14 protein-coding genes are annotated in these 14374 nt (G+C 64.1%); 1 reads left to right on the top strand and 13 read right to left on the bottom strand.

Translation table 11 applies throughout. The annotated features are described in order from the left end of the window. Nucleotides 1–10: 10 nt before the first annotated feature. The 12 genes from GSQ79_RS02730 to GSQ79_RS02675 all read right to left on the bottom strand — a co-directional run bounded on the left by GSQ79_RS02730 (nucleotide 11) and on the right by GSQ79_RS02675 (nucleotide 11672). Entirely contained in the window at nucleotides 11–904 is an 894-nt protein-coding gene (locus GSQ79_RS02730) for a polysaccharide deacetylase family protein (RefSeq protein WP_158807206.1), read from the bottom strand. Between the two features lie 15 nt (nucleotides 905–919). Next, entirely contained in the window at nucleotides 920–1909 is a 990-nt protein-coding gene (locus GSQ79_RS02725; protein ID WP_158807205.1) for an amidohydrolase family protein, read from the bottom strand. Nucleotide 1910: 1 nt separating this feature from the next. Next, the gene (locus GSQ79_RS02720) at nucleotides 1911–3416 is read right to left on the bottom strand and encodes an aldehyde dehydrogenase (RefSeq protein ID WP_158807204.1); all 1506 of its coding nucleotides are present in this window, start codon (nucleotides 3414–3416) and stop codon (nucleotides 1911–1913) included. 128 nt (nucleotides 3417–3544) lie between these two features. Continuing rightward, nucleotides 3545–4249, bottom strand: a complete 705-nt coding sequence (locus tag GSQ79_RS02715; RefSeq protein ID WP_158807203.1) for an ABC transporter ATP-binding protein — start codon at nucleotides 4247–4249, stop codon at nucleotides 3545–3547. Continuing rightward, on the bottom strand, nucleotides 4242–5000 hold the full coding sequence (locus GSQ79_RS02710) for an ABC transporter ATP-binding protein (protein WP_158807202.1): 759 nt from the start codon (nucleotides 4998–5000) through the stop codon (nucleotides 4242–4244). The genes GSQ79_RS02715 and GSQ79_RS02710 overlap by 8 nt, the downstream gene beginning before the upstream one ends. Before the next feature lie 39 nt (nucleotides 5001–5039). Then, nucleotides 5040–6299, bottom strand: a complete 1260-nt coding sequence (locus GSQ79_RS02705; protein WP_158807201.1) for an ABC transporter substrate-binding protein — start codon at nucleotides 6297–6299, stop codon at nucleotides 5040–5042. A gap of 15 nt (nucleotides 6300–6314) precedes the next feature. Beyond that, nucleotides 6315–7292 (bottom strand): branched-chain amino acid ABC transporter permease, encoded by a 978-nt coding sequence (locus tag GSQ79_RS02700; protein WP_158807200.1) that lies wholly within the window; start codon nucleotides 7290–7292, stop codon nucleotides 6315–6317. Then, a complete protein-coding gene (locus GSQ79_RS02695) occupies nucleotides 7292–8149 on the bottom strand; it encodes a branched-chain amino acid ABC transporter permease (RefSeq protein WP_158807199.1) in 858 nt (285 codons plus the stop codon). The genes GSQ79_RS02700 and GSQ79_RS02695 overlap by 1 nt, the downstream gene beginning before the upstream one ends. Before the next feature lie 2 nt (nucleotides 8150–8151). Further along, entirely contained in the window at nucleotides 8152–9045 is an 894-nt protein-coding gene (locus tag GSQ79_RS02690; RefSeq protein ID WP_158807198.1) for a polysaccharide deacetylase family protein, read from the bottom strand. A gap of 2 nt (nucleotides 9046–9047) precedes the next feature. After that, complete coding sequence (locus tag GSQ79_RS02685) at nucleotides 9048–9752, bottom strand: fumarylacetoacetate hydrolase family protein (protein WP_246725063.1); 705 nt, start codon at nucleotides 9750–9752, stop codon at nucleotides 9048–9050. Nucleotides 9753–9777: 25 nt separating this feature from the next. Further along, nucleotides 9778–10431 (bottom strand): cysteine hydrolase family protein, encoded by a 654-nt coding sequence (locus GSQ79_RS02680; protein WP_158807197.1) that lies wholly within the window; start codon nucleotides 10429–10431, stop codon nucleotides 9778–9780. An 11-nt stretch (nucleotides 10432–10442) separates the two neighbouring features. Further along, complete coding sequence (locus tag GSQ79_RS02675; RefSeq protein ID WP_158807196.1) at nucleotides 10443–11672, bottom strand: S9 family peptidase; 1230 nt, start codon at nucleotides 11670–11672, stop codon at nucleotides 10443–10445. A 458-nt stretch (nucleotides 11673–12130) separates the two neighbouring features. Between GSQ79_RS02675 and GSQ79_RS02670 the strand changes: the two genes are divergently transcribed. Further along, nucleotides 12131–13327 (top strand): MFS transporter, encoded by a 1197-nt coding sequence (locus GSQ79_RS02670; protein WP_158807195.1) that lies wholly within the window; start codon nucleotides 12131–12133, stop codon nucleotides 13325–13327. A 90-nt stretch (nucleotides 13328–13417) separates the two neighbouring features. Here GSQ79_RS02670 and GSQ79_RS02665 read toward each other — a convergent pair whose 3' ends face one another. Beyond that, nucleotides 13418–14362: an acetamidase/formamidase family protein gene (locus GSQ79_RS02665; RefSeq protein ID WP_158807194.1), complete on the bottom strand. Its 945-nt coding sequence runs from the start codon at nucleotides 14360–14362 to the stop codon at nucleotides 13418–13420. Between the last annotated feature and the right edge of the window lie 12 nt (nucleotides 14363–14374).

Raw genomic sequence — 14374 nt, 5'->3', positions numbered from 1 at the left:
CGACGTGACGTTACGTTGCCACCGTCTGTGAACGATACCAGTCCAGAATCTCCGCGCCGGTCCACATCACGACACCCTCGTGCCCGAGGATGTAGTCGTAGAGCATCTCCAGGTACTTGATGCGATGTGGCACGCCGGTGAGATAGGGGTGGATGGAGATCGCCATGACCCGCGGCGCACTTGCTCCGTCGAGATAGAGCCGATCGAACTGGTCGCGCCCGCGCCGAAAAATCTCGTCGGAGGGTTGCTGCTGCACGGCGCTGATCACGACGTCGTTAATTTCGACGGTATACGGGACCGATACGATCGAGCCGGCGCGCGTGCGTAGCGACACGGGCTGCTCGTCCAGTACCCAGTCCGCGACATATTCGATGCCGGCCTCGGCGAGCAGATCAAGCGTCTCGTCCGTTTCCGTCAAGCCGGGGCTTTCCCAGCCGCGCGGGGGATTGCCGGTGAATTCCTTGATCGCGGCTATTGTGGCGGCGATGGCGGCCTTCTGGTCGTCCACCTTGTGCATCGGCTTCTGGATGAAGCCGTGCCCCATGAAGTCCCAGCCGGCCTCACGCGCCGCTTCGCAGGCCTCGCGGTAGACGTCCAGCGCCGTTCCGTTGACCGCGAACGTCGCCTTAAGACCGCGTGACCCGAGAGCTTCGAGGAAGCGCCAGAAGCCGACGCGCATCCCGTACTCGTGCCAGGCCCAGTTCGGAATGTCGGGGAGCAGCGCCTGCCCCATCGGCGGCGGCAGAACCGCGCGTGGCATTGGCCCTGTCGAACTCCAATTCTCGACGTTGACGATGGTCCAGACGGCCACGCGCGCGTCGCCGGGCAGACGCAGCTTGGGCCGCTTGTGGATCGGCGTATAATCCAATCGGTTGCGGACGCTGCCGCCAAGATCCTGGGTCATCGAGTAATCCTCTGCTTAAGCTTCGCGGAGCAAGGTGAGCGCAGTGCCGCAGCACAGGCACTTGGTTTCATCAGGCGTGATCCCAGGAACGTTTGCGATGGTCTGCAACGGGGCCTGGTCCGCCATATCGAACGGCGAGTCGGTCCCGATGCAGATATGATCGGCCCCGACAAGATCGATCAAGTAGCGCAGCGCCTGCGGATCGAAGACTAGGCTGTCGAAATAGATGCGCTTGAGCAGGTCCTTGGGCGAGGACGCCGTCTTCGCCTTGGTTTCGCTGCGGACCTTGTGGCCGTGAACGAGCCGGCCGATCTGATAGGGCAGAAAGCCGCCGCCATGCGCCAGCACGATCTTCAGATCGGGAAGGTCGTCGAGCGCGCCGGAAAACATCAGGTGTGACAGCATCACCGTGGTATCGAAGGGGTTTCCCAGCAGGTTGGTCAGATAATAGTCTTCCAGCCCGGCTTTCGCGCCGACGTAATAGGGATGGGCGAAGACGAAAGCGCCGAGTTCTGCGGCGCGGCGCAGCACCGGGCGAAAGCGCGTCTCGGCGAGTTGTGCGCCCTCGATCGAGGTGCCGATCTCCACCGCCTTGAACCCGTGCTCCTTGACGACGCGCTCGAGTTCCGCAACGGCCGCGTCCGGATGCTGCATCGGCACCGTTGCCATGCCGCGGAGCCGGCTCGGCTTGTCCGCCACCATGTCGGCGACGCCGTCGTTGACGAGTTGCGCGGCGGCCAGCGCAAGATCGGCATCGGCCCAATAGTAGAACATGGGCGGTGCCGGCGAGATGACGGAGACGTCGATCCGTTTGCGATCCATCGACTCGAGCTTGGCGTCGGTAAGGTGGAACTCGGGTGCGAGCGGATAGACGTAGCCTTGATCGTGCACGATCTTGCGGGCGTCGCCCACGCCTTCGACGCGCGCCTGGAAGCGCGCGGGATCGGCGGTGATGGCGTCGACCACGCGCTCGGGGATTACGTGGCTGTGAATGTCGATGGTCATGTCAGCTGTAGCGCTTTTCTGTCGCGTCGTCGGCGTACCAGTCGAAGGGCGCATCCGAGAGATTGACGATGATGTTCTGGATCTGGGTGTATTCTTCGTAGGCGACGAGGCCGTTTTCGCGCCCGAGCCCGCTCATCTTGAACCCGCCCCAGGGCGAGCATGGATCGATCCGGTGATGGTCGTTAATCCAGGTGATGCCGCTCTGCAGCTGATGGGCGACGCGATGCGCGCGGGTGATGTCACGCGTCCAGATCGAATTGGCGAGCCCGAACTCCGTACCGTTGGCCAGCGCGATCGCCTCCTCCTCCGTATCGAAGGGGATGACGCAGACGACCGGTCCAAAGATTTCCTCCTGGGCGATCCGCATGTCGTTGCGCACATCGGTGAAGATCGTTGGAAGATGGTAGTAGCCGCCATCGAACGCGGCACCGTCGGGACGGCGGCCGCCAGCCGCGAGCGTCGCGCCTTCGGCCACGCCGATCGCGACATAACGTTCGACGAGCGCACGCTGTTTCTCCGAGACGAGCGGGCCCATCTGGGTCATGCGGTCCTGCGGATCGCCGAGGCGGATCGCGTTGGTGCGGCGCACGAGTTCGGCCACGACGGCATCGTGGATCGAGCGATGGACCAGGAGCCGCGATCCCTGCACGCAAGTCTGACCGGAAGCGATGAAGGAGGCGAACAGCGTCGCCGCCACGCATCGATCGACGGGGACGTCGGCAAAGGCGATGACATTGGCCTTGCCGCCGAGCTCGGCGGCGACGCGCGTCAGGTTGCGTGCGGCGAGCGACGCGACCGTCTTTCCGGTTTCGGTGCCGCCGGTGAGATCGATCTTGGCGATGCGCGGGCTCGAGGTCAGCGCGAGACCGGCAGTGGCGCCGTAGCCCGGCACGACATTGTAGACGCCGTCGGGAACACCGGCCTCCTTAAAGATGTCGCCGAGCAAAAGCGGCGTGATCGGCGCCAGTTCGCTCGGTTTGACGACGATGGCGTTGCCGGCGGCCATTGCCGGCGCGATCTTCTTGGTGAGAATGAGGAGCGGATGGTTCCAGGGGGTGATGTGCCCCACGACGCCGAGCGGCACGCGCCGGGTGTAGTTGAGGAAGGCGCCGCCGAAAGGTGGCACGGTATCCTCATGCGTCCGCGCCACGGCGCCGAAATAGCGGAACCACTCCGGCAGGCGGCCGAGCTGCGCTTCCATTTCGCGCCGCGGGCGCCCGATCTGGTCGACCTCGATCGTGACGAGATCCGGCAGGCGTTTTTCCAGAAGATCGGCGGCGCGGTGCATGATGTTGCCGCGCTCGGCGGGCTGCACGGCGGACCAGACTGCGAAGGCGCGCGTCGCGGCATCGAGCGCTTTCTCGATGTCCGAGGCATCGCCTTCTTCGACCTCTGCGACGACGCTGCGGTCCTTTGGATTCTCGACGCGGATCGTCCGGCCCGTCGAAGCAGGCTGGAAGCGGCCGTCGATGTATAGTCCTAGCGGTTTGACGTTCATTGTGTTCATGGCTTCTTTCAAAAATAATCTTCACTGGGCGGCGCCGCGCATATGCCGTGAAGCGCGACCTTCGACAAAGGTTCAGACGTGCGGTGCGCCGCATCTGCGGTCCCGCTGCGCCAGTGACGATGATTGTTTCAGTGCACCCCAAGGAAACGGGTGAGAATATCCGGCGTCTTGGCGATCGCTTCGGCCTGCGCCTCATAGACGATCTTGCCGGTTTCGAGCACGTAGACGCGATCCGCTACGGCGAGCGCGCTGTAGAGGTTCTGTTCGACGAGCAGGATGCCAAGGCCCTCCGCCTTCAGTTGCGCAATGATCCCCTCGAGGTGCTGCACCATGATCGGTGCCAAACCTTCGGAGGGCTCGTCCATCAGGATCAGTTCGGGATCCAGCATCAGCGCCCGGCCGACCGCCAGCATGCCGCGCTCACCGCCCGAGAGCTGGTTGCCGCGGTTCATGCGACGCTCCGCGAGGCGCGGGAACAGGCCAAAAATCCGATCCGCCGTCCATCCCGTCTTGGTGCGGATCGGCTTGAGCATCGTGAGATGCTCGGTCACCGTCAGTGACGGAAACAGGCGGCGGCCCTGCGGCACGAGCGCGATCTTGCGACCGGCGATCTCATGGGCTTTCAAACCAAGCAGCGCGTCACCCATCCAGGTGATCGTGCCGGCGCGAACCTGCGGGGACGTCAGGCCCATGATCGAGCGGACCAAGGTGGTCTTGCCCATGCCGTTGCGCCCGAGAAGCGCGACGACTTCGCGGTCGCCGACGGTCAGGGACGCGCCATGCACCACCTGGGCGTCGCCGTAAGAACAATGAAGGTCGCGGATCTCAAGCATGGGGGCGCGCTCGGCCTAGGTAGACGTCCTGGATGTCGGCATTGGTGCGGATCTCGGCCGGTGCCCCCTCGGCGAGAAAGCGGCCGTTGCTCAGGCAGGTCACCCAATCGACCAGCGACAGCACGAGATCCATGTCGTGTTCGATGAGGATGATGGTGAGATCCGTCGGCAACGCGCGGATGACGTCGGCGACGATGATCCGTTCGGACGGCGACAGGCCGGCAGCGGGTTCGTCGAGGAGCAGCATCTTGGGACTCGTTGCAAGCGTCATCGCCAGTTCGAGTTGGCGCTGCTCGCCGTAGGACAAGGCGCTGACAAGGACGTCGGCACGGGCGCCGAGACGGGCCAGTTCCAGCGCACGCTTCGCCCGTGCGTCCTCGCCCGCGGTCAACTTGCGCGAACCGAAGAAGGAGAACTTGCGAGCGACCAGGCCCCAGATCGCAAGCTCCATGTTTTCGCGAACCGTCAGGCTCGGAAACAGGTTGGTAATCTGGAACGTCCGGCTGATGCCGGCGGCGGCGCGGCGATGCGGCGGTGCGGATGTCACATCGCGGCCCTCGAACGTCACGCGGCCCGAGGTCGGCCGGATGACGCCGCTGATCGCGTTGAACAGAGTCGTTTTGCCGGCACCGTTGGGGCCGATGATGGCGCGCCGCTCGCCGCGCTTCACGCACAACGACACGTCGTCGACGGCCTTGAGGCCGCCGAACCGGACGCCGACGCCATCCAGGGTCAGGATGCTATCGGGCACGGCCGACCTCTTCGGTCACGCGTATGGGGTCCGCGCGCGTCACCGCTTCTTGATCCCCTGGAAGTCGCGCGAATAGGCGGGCTGCTTCATGTAGGTCGCGGGATCATACTTCCAGAACTGTGAGACCTGCGGATAGGTATCGACCGGGACGTTCCAGTACTTGCCGTCGGCGTTCTTCACCACCTTGCGAATGAACACGTCGTACACCGGGTTGCCGTAGGCATCGAAGTGGACCGGCTTGCCGAGCGGGCTGTTGGGAAGATCGGTCTTCAGCACGGTCTCGAGGAACAGCTTGCGATCGTCGACCTTGCCGCCGATCGTCTCGATCGCTTTGGCCACCCACATCGCGCCGACGTAATGCGAGAACGCATAGAGCGAAGGGATCTTGCCGAACTTGGCGCTGTAGGCTTTGACGAAGGCCTGTGTCGCCGGAAGGTCGGCGCCTTCTGCGAACTGCGCCGAGGTGACGATCCCCTCGCATTCCGCGCCCATCGTACGGATGACGGACTGGTCCGTGGCGTTCTGCGCGCCCAACAGGGGGATCTGACCCTTCAGGCCGAAATTCGTATATTGCTGAATGAGGCGCGCGGAATCGGCGCCGGTCTCCATGGCGAAGATCGCGTCGACGCCCAGGCTCGAAAGCTGGCCGAGGTAGGGACTGAAATCCGACGTGTTCAGCGGATGCCAGAGCTGCAACAGGATTTCGCCGCCACCTTCGGTGAAGGTCTGGGCGAAGCCGCCGCATTGTTCGTGGCCAAACGTATAATCCTGGCTGACCGTCGCCACCTTCTTGTAGCCCTGCTTGAGGGCCCAGTCGGCGAGTGGCCGAGAGAACTGGCTGGCGGTATAGCCGCCGGCGCGGATCACGTTCGGGATGCGGCCGCCCTGCGTCAGCGTGTCGGCGGCAATCACCGGAATGAAATAGGGCTCGCCGTTGCCCTTGACGTAATTCGCCACCGCAAGCCCGGTATTCGCAAGAAGATTGCCGAACAGCATGTCGACCTTGCCCTGCTCGACGAGGCGGCGGGCCTTCTGCAGCGCGGTGTCGGGATTGGACGCATCGTCCTCGACGATGATCTCGACCTTACGGCCGCCGACCTGATTGCCGATGCTGTCCCAGAACATCGTAAAGCCGTTGACGATCTCCTTGCCGCCGGCCGCCACGACCCCGGTCAGCGGTGCCAGCAGGCCGATGCGGATCGGGGCGGACTCGGCCTGCGCTTCGCGCGCGCTGGCAAGAGCGCTGGTGCCGCCGGCCAGCATCAGGCTGGTGATTTCGAGAAAGCGTCTGCGATCCATGATGTGTTCCTCTGTCTATGAGCGGCGGCGGCGCTTGGCGAGCAGGATGCGGGCGCGCCCGACGATGCCTTCCGGCGCAAAAATCATGATCAGCACGAAGGTCAGGCCGAGAACGCTCGGCCAGCGCGCGGTGAAGACGCTGACGACGTTCTCGAGAAGGATGATCGCGGTGGCCCCGACAAAGGCGCCGAACAACGTGCCGACGCCGCCTGTGATCGCCATCAGCAGCGCCGAGACCGATTGCGACAGCTGGACCGTCGAGGGGCTGACGAAATCGTTGAAGACGGCGTAGAGAGCGCCGGCGATGCCGGCGACGAAGCCCGAGGCCACGAAGGCCAGGAACAGATGCAGCGGGACGTTATATCCGAGGCTCCGCATCCGGCTCTCGCTTTCGCGAATCCCGCGCATGGTCAGGCCGAACGGCGAATGCACGAAGCGCCAGATGATCCAGGTGACCGGCACCGTGACGAGCAGAATAGCGTAGTAGAAATGCACGTGATCGACGAGGAAGCCTGGGCGGCCAATGCCGCGCAGGCCGTTCTCGCCACCGGTGATGCCGGTCGAGCGCAGGCACACCCCCCAGACGATCATGCCGAGCGCCAGCGTCAGCAGAAGAAAGTAGACGCCGGAGGTGCGGATCGCGAGCAGCGCGAAGACGGCGGCAAGTAGCGTGGCGGCGAGGATGCCGAGCCCCATGCCGACCCACAGCGATCCGCCGAGCGACGCCGTCCAGTAGATGACGACATAGGTCGACACGCCGAAGATCGCGCCGTGCCCGAGCGGCGTGCGACCGACGAATCCGGCGAGGATATCGATCGACATCGCCAGGATGCTGAAGATCAGGATCTGCGTGGCGATGGAGATCTGGTAGCCCGGCAAAAGCAGCGGCAGTGCCAGAAGCGCCGCGAGCACGATACAAAGCCATACTAGCACGCGCTTGGTCGGGGCGGCGCGATCGACAGGCGGCAAGGCGGAAACGAGCGGCGTCGACATCAGGTGGCCCTGCCAAAGAGGCCCAGCGGGCGAAACGCGAGGATCAGCGCCATCGGGCCAAAGATCACGAAGTAGGACAGTTCGGGAAACCACACTTGTCCGAACGAATTGAGCAACCCGACGAGTAGCGCACCGACCGCGGCGCCGGCGAGACTGCCACGGCCGCCGATGATCACCACGGCCAGCGAGAACACCAGGATCTCGGCATCGGCGCTGGGGTAGAGTGTCAGGAACGCGCCACCGACCACGCCGCCGAGGCCGGCGAGCGCGGCGCCCAGCATGAAGGTGCCGAGAAAGACGCGGCGGATGTTGATCCCCATCGCCTCGACCATCTCAGGATCGTCGACGCCGGCGCGGATGAGCGCGCCGAGCCGCGTGCGGTTCAGCAGCAGCCACAGCAGGCCAAAGATCGCGACGCCGAGCGCGAGAACGAAGAGCCGGTATTTTGGGTAGAAGATGTGGCCGAACCGCGCCGCGCCGCGCAGCATGTCCGGGATCGGGACCGTGTAGGTGTCGCCGCCCCACAGCACCAGGACGAGGTCGTTGAGGATGAAGGCGATCCCCAGGGTGAGCAGCACCTGCCGAAGCTCGTTGCCACGGACGAAGCGCAATAGGCCCGCGTCGATGACGAGCCCGAGGAGCGCGACGACGGCCATCGCCGCAAGAATGCCGAGGACATAGCTGCCGGTAGCGGTGGCGGCGGTATAGCCGACCAGGCCGCCGAACAGATACAGCGCGCCATGCGCCAGATTGACGATCCGCAACAGGCCGAAGATCAGCGTGAACCCCGACGCGACGATGAAGAGCAGCGCCGCGAAGGTCAGGCCGTTGAGGAGTTGCAGAAGGGTCTGGTTCATCGCTAGGGCTTTGGCGCCGCAAGCGCGTCGGGGCGTTGGCCGAGAAACCAATCGTAGATCTCGCCGCCGGTGCGATAGACGACGTCCTTGTGCTGCGCGATATGGTCGAACACGCGAGCGAAGTGCTTTAGGCGATGCGGCGCCCCCATGATGTAGGGATGGACGACGAGGGCAAGGACGCGCGCCGAGTCTTCCGAGTCCCCGTAGATCTGGTCGAACTGGTCGACGGCGCGGTCGTAGTATTCCGACGCCTTGTGATGCTGGATCAGCATCATCGCGACGTCGTTGCATTCCTGGGTATAGGGGATGTTGACGATCGGCTTCGTGCGGGTCTTCAGCACGACGGGCTCGTCGTCGAGAACCCAGTCGCAGACGTAGTCGAAGCCTTCTTCGACGAGAATGTCCGGCGTCTCCCAGGTCTCCGTCAGGCCCGGGCCCAACCAGCCGCGCGGATCGCGCCCAGTGAACGCACGGATCGCATCCTTGGTCTTGCGGATGTCCTCGCGTTCGTCCGGCACTTTCTGCATGTTCTTCTGGCCGAAGCCGTGGCCGACGAATTCCCAGCCACGCTCGTGGGCTGCGCGCGCGATCGGCTCGTAGGTCGCGATCGCCTTGCCGTTGATGGCGAGCACCGCCTTAATCCCATGCTGATCCAGCACCTTCAGCATGCGCCAGAAGCCGACGCGATTGCCATATTCGTGCCAGGCCCAGTTCGGAACGTCCGGCATCGGCGCGCCGCCGGCAGGCGGGGTCAACACCGTGCGCGGCATGGTTTCCTTAGGGTCCCATTCCTCGATATTGACGATCACCCAGACGGCCATGCGCGCACCGTCCGGCAGTTTCAGCGCCGGGCGTTCGGTGATCGCCGAATAGGACAGACGTTCGGTCGGCAACATGATCAGGCCTCGCACGGTGCAACGGTGATGGTGATGGTGCCGACGCCTTCGACCCGCCCATGCATCGTCTCGCCGGGACGCACGGGACCGACACCGGCGGGCGTTCCCGTCATGATCAGGTCGCCGGGCGCCAGCGCGTAGGAGGCCGAGAGGTTGGCGATGATTTCGGGGACGTTCCAGATCATATGCGCGATATCCCCGCTCTGCCGCGGCGCCCCGTCGACGTCGAGGGTAATCGATCCCTTCGCGGGATGGCCGATAGCGCTCACCGGCACGATCGCGCCGCACGGGGCCGAAGCATCGAACGCCTTGCCGCGCTCCCAAGGTAGCATCTTCGCGCGCATGTCGCGCTGCTGGTCGCGACGCGTCAAGTCGAGTCCGACGGCGTAGCCGAAGACGGCGTCGAGCGCCTGTGCCTTCGTCAGATCCCGACCACCTGCGCCCAGCGCAACGACAAGTTCGATCTCGAACTGAAAATCTTCGGTATCCGCGGGATACGCGACGACGCCACCATCCTCGACGATCGCGTCGCTCGGCTTCTGGAAAAAGAACGGCGGATCGCGCTCGTCGCCTTCCTTCATCTCGCGAATGTGATCGACGTAGTTGCGGCCGACACAATAGATGCGGCGGATCGGAAAACGGTCGGCGGAGCCTGCGATGGGAAGCGAAGGCTGGGGAACGACGGGCAAGGGTAGCGGCAAGGTCAAGACGAACTCGAAGGTTGGATTGGGTTCAGGCGGCCGGCTGCGGTGGCGGCGCAAAAGCCGGCAGGGTCATGATCGTATTGGTGTCGGCGACGATCCCGAAGGCCGTGGCGATGCAGAGGAGTCCGGCTTCGTGGAGGGCCGGGCCATCCATCGTCTCGACGCAGTCCTTGGCGACGATCACGGAATAGTCGCGCACATTCGCCGCCGTCGTCGTGGCGAGCACGCAGGAATTCGTGTTGACGCCGGTGATGATCAGCACGTTGATGCCATGCGCGCGCAAGGTGAACTCGAGGTCCGTTCCGATAAAGCAATCGTAGCGCTTCTTGGTGGCGACGAGGAGATCGCAGCTCGCGTCAAAAAGCTCCGGCATGACTTCCACACCGGGCATGCCCGCCACGTTGTGGCGCAGGACGTTCTTGCGCGTCGCGGTCGGATCCTCCGCGCGCGTCCGCCAGAATGGATTGCAGGCGATCTCCGCGGCGTCGCGATATTGCGTCATCACATGGATCACGGGAATGCCGGCGCCGCGCGCCCACGTGAACAGGCGAAGGTTCGCGGCGATGACCTGCTTCGCCACCTCGGGCGAGGTCGGCATGGTCGCCACCGCCATGTCGAGATGGCCGCGATGAAGGTCGATCGCGACCACCGCCGCCTTGGGCTGACTGACACCGAGATTCAAAGCCGCGTCTCCTAGATCAGAGGGTTCCAGCCGGTCTTCACCACCGCCCGCTGGTCGATGCCGAAGCGGTCGGCCAGCCAATCACTGATGAGTTCCTGCCCGATGGTCGGATGATCGTGCTGGCAATGCTCGGCACCGGTCTCTTCCGGATCGACGATGCGCAGCGTCACGTCCACACCCTTGGATTTCGCGTAATCATGAGCCCGGCTCGCCTGGGCGACCGTCAGCACGTCGTGGCCGCCGTGGACGATCAGGAACGGGCACTTCATGTGATCGAGATGACCCTCGAGCGTGAAGTTTTTCATGATTCCATGAGCTTCATCCATGGTCTTGGCGCCCAAGACCCACTTGATGTGCATCGCGAGCCCAAAATTCTCGTCTTTCTGGCCCCACATCTCGTGCACGTCGTAGACAGCGCCGTGCGAGATCGCGGCGGCGAGGCGCGGCTCGTAGCAGCCGGCGCGGGCTGCGTAATAGCCGCCCATCGAGGAGCCGCACACGGCGATCCGTGACGGGTCGACATCGCTTCGCGCAACGAGCCAGTCGATGCAGGCCGCGATCGGGACTTCGGTATCGGGGCGGCTGACGATGCCGTGGCGGCGTAGCGTGCCGCCCTGGCCGGGACCGTCGATCATCAGAACCGAGATGCCGCGCTGCAGGCAGCCATGGGCCTGCATGAACCACATCTCGTCCTTGATGGAATCGAGACCGCCCATGCAGATCAGAACCGGAAGCCGGTCGCCGGGAAATGGCGCGCGCACGAAGTAGCCGCAGATCGGCTTACCGTCTTCAAAAGGAATGTCGACGACCTCGCCGGACGGATTGAGATTGGCGAGGAAGCGATGGCTGCAGGATTCCATCAGCTCGAAGGTTTTCAGCCGCCGTGGATCCGTCGGCTCCAGAAAAAACTCGGCCTGACGATAGTGGTTGGCGGCGCGAAGGTAGCAGTTCATCGCGGTGCGGACGTGGCCGGCGGCTTCTTCGCTCAGGCCGCGCTGCCGATTGCGCTCCGCGACTGCAAGCCATTCATGATGCCAGCTTTCGAGGTCGCCGGCGACGATGCGCGAGGCGGTGCGCAAAACCTCGCTGACGCCGCCGCCGCCTTCCTGGGTTTCGCCGAGGCCGCGCCGGAGCTGATAGGAGAACCAGGGATATTGCGGCCAGTGATGCCAGCCGTAAGGCTCGTAGTGCGCAGACTTGTCCGCGGTTACCTGTTCGATCGTGTCATCGGCAGTCAACATAGAGCACCCACTGGTTGATGCGCCAAACTGAGTACAGTTTGGCTTAATGTCAACGAACATGTATACATATGCGGCCCATATTGGCGGCAAATTGCCTATCAAAATGGCGAACTGTCTGCATTATGCATTCGATCGAACCTTAGCCGTTGGTTCGACGCACGAACGGTCGTCCGGCCGCCAGCCTGTCAAGAGGATTTGGCTGATCTGACCTGCGTTTTCGCCGAGGACACGCGGGTAGACGCTGTGGCTGGCGCGCCTTAGACAAAGCAGGAAAGACCGCTTGATCCGCGTCTCAACGTGCGGTGAACAGCGTCGCCATCTCCGCCTTCATCAGCCCGCGTTGCATCGCACGATCGGATCGACGCGCCCTGCGTCGGGCAACCGAAGCCGCGGTGGGAGGGGCCGCCGCATTGGCGATCCATGGCGTCAACCGCGAACCACCGAAAACACGAGCCCCAATGACCCAAGTCTTGACGCCTGCCCCTTTGGACGATGCCGACCGGCCGATGATTTCTCGGGCGCTCATCTTCATTCTCTCGCTCGCGTGCGGCGTCGTCGTCGCCAACATCTATTACGTCCAGCCTCTGGTCGGCCTCATCAGTGAGGATTTCGGGATGCCGGTGGCCTCAGCGGGCCTGCTCGTGACCCTGACGCAGATGGGTTACGCGTGCGGCCTGCTGCTTGTCGTGCCGCTTGCCGACATCGTCGAAAATCGCAGGCTCATCCTGGGCATGCTGTCGATTCTCGCCATCGCGCTCGTCTGTGAAGCCGCGGCGCCGACCATTCCGATGTTCCTCGCGGCTTCGCTCCTGGTCGGGATCAGCGCCAGCATGGTCCAGGTCATCGTGCCCTTCGCCGGCCATCTCGCGCCCGATGCATCCCGGGGGCGCGTCGTCGGCACGGTGACCAGCGGCCTGTTCTTCGGCATCATGCTGTCACGCCCGGCGGCGAGCTTCGTCGCGCATTTTGCCGGGCACCGCACGATTTTCGAGCTGTCGGCCGTCGCCGTCCTGCTTCTGGTCGTACTTCTCTTCCGCACGCTGCCCGAGCGTCGTCCGAAGGGCATGACATACCTTCAGACCCTTGGCTCCTTGGGTCCGCTCTTGCTCAAGACCAAGGTTCTGCATCGTCGTGGGGCCTACCAGGGCGGGCTTTTTGCGGCCTTCAGCATGTTCTGGACAACCGTCCCGATATTTTTGGCGACACCGAAATTCGGGTTCAGCCAGATCGGTATCGGTATCTTCGCGCTGATCGGAGCGGCCGGGGCCATCGCGTCCCCCTACGCCGGCCATGCCGCGGATCAAGGAAAGTCGGCCCTGATCACGCGCCTCGGCCTTTTGGGGACCCTTGCGGCATTATTGATAGCGCTGGTCGGCGGTCTTTATGACTCCTGGCCGCTTCTGGTCGTCGCTGCGCTTTTGATCGACATGGCCGTCGCCGCAAACTTGGTGGTCGGACAGCGCGCGCTGTTCGCTTTGGGATCCGAGCTGCGTGGACGCCTGAATGGTCTCTATCTCGCGTCCTTCTTCGTGGCAGGCGCCGTGGGGTCGCTGGTGTCTGGCTACGCCTATGCCTTTGGCGGCTGGACCGGCTTATGCCTGACAGGCCTGATTTTTCCGGCGCTTGCCCTGGCCTACTACGGAAGCGAGCCATAGATCATAAGGTCTTGCCGTAGGGCGAAGACTGCCACCATCGATCAACGGGACCTTGCGCAACGGCCGGCAAAGACCGAAGCGGCGGGCACGTTATGCGTTTCGTAACAGCTCGAGAGGCAGCATGACATGAACGCCGCGTTTCCGATTGACCACCTGCGTGATCCTCACATCGGCGGCGATGCTGCAGAGCCGATACGCTTGATCGGGGGACAATGTGCTGGCGTTGCAGATCAGGACGATCATGCGGCGCACCCCGGTCCGGACGGCTTCGTCGAAATCGTCGTCGAACGCCATCGCAATCAGATGCGTCTTGGTCTCGGCATAGGGCGCGGATAGGTCTGCGCCCTTTAGGAGATCGATCTGCAGCGTGCCGGCGAGCCCCGTTTCCACGGCGGTCAGGCAGACCTCGCCGTCCCCTTGAGCGGCGTGTCCGTCGCCGACCGAGAGGAGACCGCCGGGCGTGGCGACCGGCAGATACAACACCGATCCCGCCGTCAGCTCCTTGTTGTCGATGTTGCCGCCGAAGGAGCCGGGCACGACAGATGTGACCGCGCCTTCTTCGGGTGCGGGCGCCGTCCCGATGACCCCGAAGAACGGGCGCGCGGGGATGGTGATGCCCCAGGGCGTAACGATCCGGCCGTTAATCCGATCGATCCCGAGGTGGATCACGCCGCCGACCGGAAAATCGTCCGGCAGCAGACCCTTGTCCGGCGCGATAAGATTGTAGCCCCAGTCGTCGGCGAGCGAAACATCCACGATCGTCACGCGGAGAGCGTCACCTGGCTCCGCGCCGCGAACGAAGATGGGGCCGTTGAGGATGTGCGGCCCCAGGCGCTGCTCGACGGTGGCGTGGATCGCCCGCAGTCCGTCGCGAACCGAGAAGCCGTCCTCTGTCGGTAGCTGGTCAGGGCTTCCGCTCGCCGTCGTCACGAAGACGGTGTCGCCGGAATCGATCGCCAGGACCGGCGGGAGAGCCGCGTCGAGGTAGCCCCAATGGACTGTATCAGGGCCGGCGTCGAGACGATGGTGGGCCATCAAATAATCCTT

The organism is Beijerinckia sp. L45, assembly GCF_009765775.1.
Classification (GTDB): domain Bacteria; phylum Pseudomonadota; class Alphaproteobacteria; order Rhizobiales; family Beijerinckiaceae; genus RH-AL1.
Note: the sequence above shows the minus strand (reverse complement) of the source record. Positions and strands in the feature narration are given on the sequence as shown.

What these genes read in the sequence shown, in the direction of transcription:
- GSQ79_RS02705 (WP_158807201.1), bottom strand. Translation starts at nt 6,299, where the DNA reads ATGGATCGCAGACGCTTTCTCGAAATCACCAGCCTGATGCTGGCCGGC.
- GSQ79_RS02730 (WP_158807206.1), bottom strand. Translation starts at nt 904, where the DNA reads ATGACCCAGGATCTTGGCGGCAGCGTCCGCAACCGATTGGATTATACG.
- GSQ79_RS02665 (WP_158807194.1), bottom strand. Translation starts at nt 14,362, where the DNA reads ATGGCCCACCATCGTCTCGACGCCGGCCCTGATACAGTCCATTGGGGC.
- GSQ79_RS02700 (WP_158807200.1), bottom strand. Translation starts at nt 7,292, where the DNA reads ATGTCGACGCCGCTCGTTTCCGCCTTGCCGCCTGTCGATCGCGCCGCC.
- GSQ79_RS02695 (WP_158807199.1), bottom strand. Translation starts at nt 8,149, where the DNA reads ATGAACCAGACCCTTCTGCAACTCCTCAACGGCCTGACCTTCGCGGCG.
- GSQ79_RS02690 (WP_158807198.1), bottom strand. Translation starts at nt 9,045, where the DNA reads ATGTTGCCGACCGAACGTCTGTCCTATTCGGCGATCACCGAACGCCCG.
- GSQ79_RS02715 (WP_158807203.1), bottom strand. Translation starts at nt 4,249, where the DNA reads ATGCTTGAGATCCGCGACCTTCATTGTTCTTACGGCGACGCCCAGGTG.
- GSQ79_RS02725 (WP_158807205.1), bottom strand. Translation starts at nt 1,909, where the DNA reads ATGACCATCGACATTCACAGCCACGTAATCCCCGAGCGCGTGGTCGAC.
- GSQ79_RS02675 (WP_158807196.1), bottom strand. Translation starts at nt 11,672, where the DNA reads ATGTTGACTGCCGATGACACGATCGAACAGGTAACCGCGGACAAGTCT.
- GSQ79_RS02720 (WP_158807204.1), bottom strand. Translation starts at nt 3,416, where the DNA reads ATGAACACAATGAACGTCAAACCGCTAGGACTATACATCGACGGCCGC.
- GSQ79_RS02670 (WP_158807195.1), top strand. Translation starts at nt 12,131, where the DNA reads ATGACCCAAGTCTTGACGCCTGCCCCTTTGGACGATGCCGACCGGCCG.